The sequence below is a fragment of the Salinicola sp. genome (genome assembly GCF_982684285.1).
In genome coordinates, this window is the sequence record NZ_CEXLVS010000473.1 from 1 (window position 1) to 1,325 (window position 1,325).

Annotated in this window: 2 protein-coding genes; both read right to left on the reverse strand. The window is 65.8% G+C overall.

The genetic code is table 11. The features are described 5' to 3' along the window. Positions 1–415 (reverse strand): SDR family NAD(P)-dependent oxidoreductase (locus AC3AYF_RS21210; protein ID WP_487780448.1); only part of this gene is annotated, 415 nt, incomplete at its 3' end. 46 nt (positions 416–461) lie between these two features. Beyond that, positions 462–1,292, reverse strand: coding sequence for a carbohydrate ABC transporter permease (locus AC3AYF_RS21215; RefSeq protein WP_110693433.1), 831 nt, complete (start codon positions 1,290–1,292; stop codon positions 462–464). Between the last annotated feature and the right edge of the window lie 33 nt (positions 1,293–1,325).

The window sequence follows — 1,325 nt, forward strand, 5'->3', positions numbered from 1 at the left end:
CGCCGCGCGACTGCATCCGCCGGCCGGCGGCCTGGGCGCAGTACCACAGCCCGTGAACGTTGATGTCGAAGATGTCGCGCCAGCGTTCGGGGGTGACCTCCAGTGCCGGCGCATGCTGGCAGGCGCCGGCGTTGTTGAGGAAGATATCGACCGGGCCAAGGCCGGCTTCGACCTCGTCGAGCAGGGCGTCCGCCGCCTCGGGTTGGGTAATGTCGACCTCCACCGCCATGGCGCGGTGCCCGGCATCCTCCAGGGCCTTGACCACCTCGAGGCTGCGGGCGTGGCCGCGGGCGGCGATGGCGACCGTCGCGCCAGCCTCGGCCAGGGCGTGGGCGAACGCCTCGCCGAGACCGCCGTTGCCACCGGTGACCACGGCGATCTTGCCGCTCAGGTCGAACTGCGACATCACGTTCATGCTGGTCTCCTCCCTCTGCTGCAGTGTGGAATCGCCTGCCGGCGTGTCATTTCACGGCGCCCATGGTCAGCCCCTGGACCAGCCAGCGCTTGACCAGCAGCCCGGCGATCGCCATCGGGCAGACCACGATGGTGCCGATCGCCAGCAGCTTGCCCCAGTCGATACCGGTCTGGGTCAACAGCTGTGCCGCGGCGATGGGGATGGTCTGGGTGCTGGGCCCGGAGAAGGTCTGGGCGAAGGCGTAATCGTTCCAGGCGAAGATGAAGCACAGGATGGCGGTGGTCACCAGCCCGGGGGTCATCAGCGGCAGCACCACGTAGCGGAACGCCTGGAACTTGGTGGCACCGTCGATCATCGCCGCCTCTTCCAGGTCGGGCGGCAGGTCGTCGAAGAAGGCGGTCATCAGCCAGATGGCGAAGGGCAGGTTGAAGCTCAGATAGGCGACGATCAGGCCGACGTGGGTATCCAGCAGGTAGAGATAGCGGAACAGCAGGTACAGCGGCACGATCACCGCCGCGATCGGCGCCATGCGAGTGCTGATGATCCAGAACGCCAGGTGCTGCTTGCCCTTGATCCGGATCCGCGACAGCCCGAAGCCTGCCATGCAGCCGAGCACCACGGCGATCAGCGTCGAGACCCCGGCGATCAACAAGCTGTTCATCAGGTAAGGCCAGAGGCTGTTACCGCCGCTGAACAGCGAGGCGTAGTGCTCCAGGGTGGGCGTGAAGAAGACCCGTGGCGTATTGGCCGTGATGACACTGTTCGGCTTGAACGAGGAGAGCACCATCCACACGATCGGCACCAGCGTCCACAGCAGCAGTAGCGTCAGCAGGACGATCTTGACGGTGAGTGAGACCCAGCGCTTGGGAGCGGTCATGAGCGCTTCTCCTGTCGTTTGAGCAGCTTCATG

Bases quoted from the DNA above. Each gene is read 5' to 3' on its own strand.
- AC3AYF_RS21215 (WP_110693433.1), bottom strand. From the start codon at position 1,292: ATGACCGCTCCCAAGCGCTGGGTCTCACTCACCGTCAAGATCGTCCTG.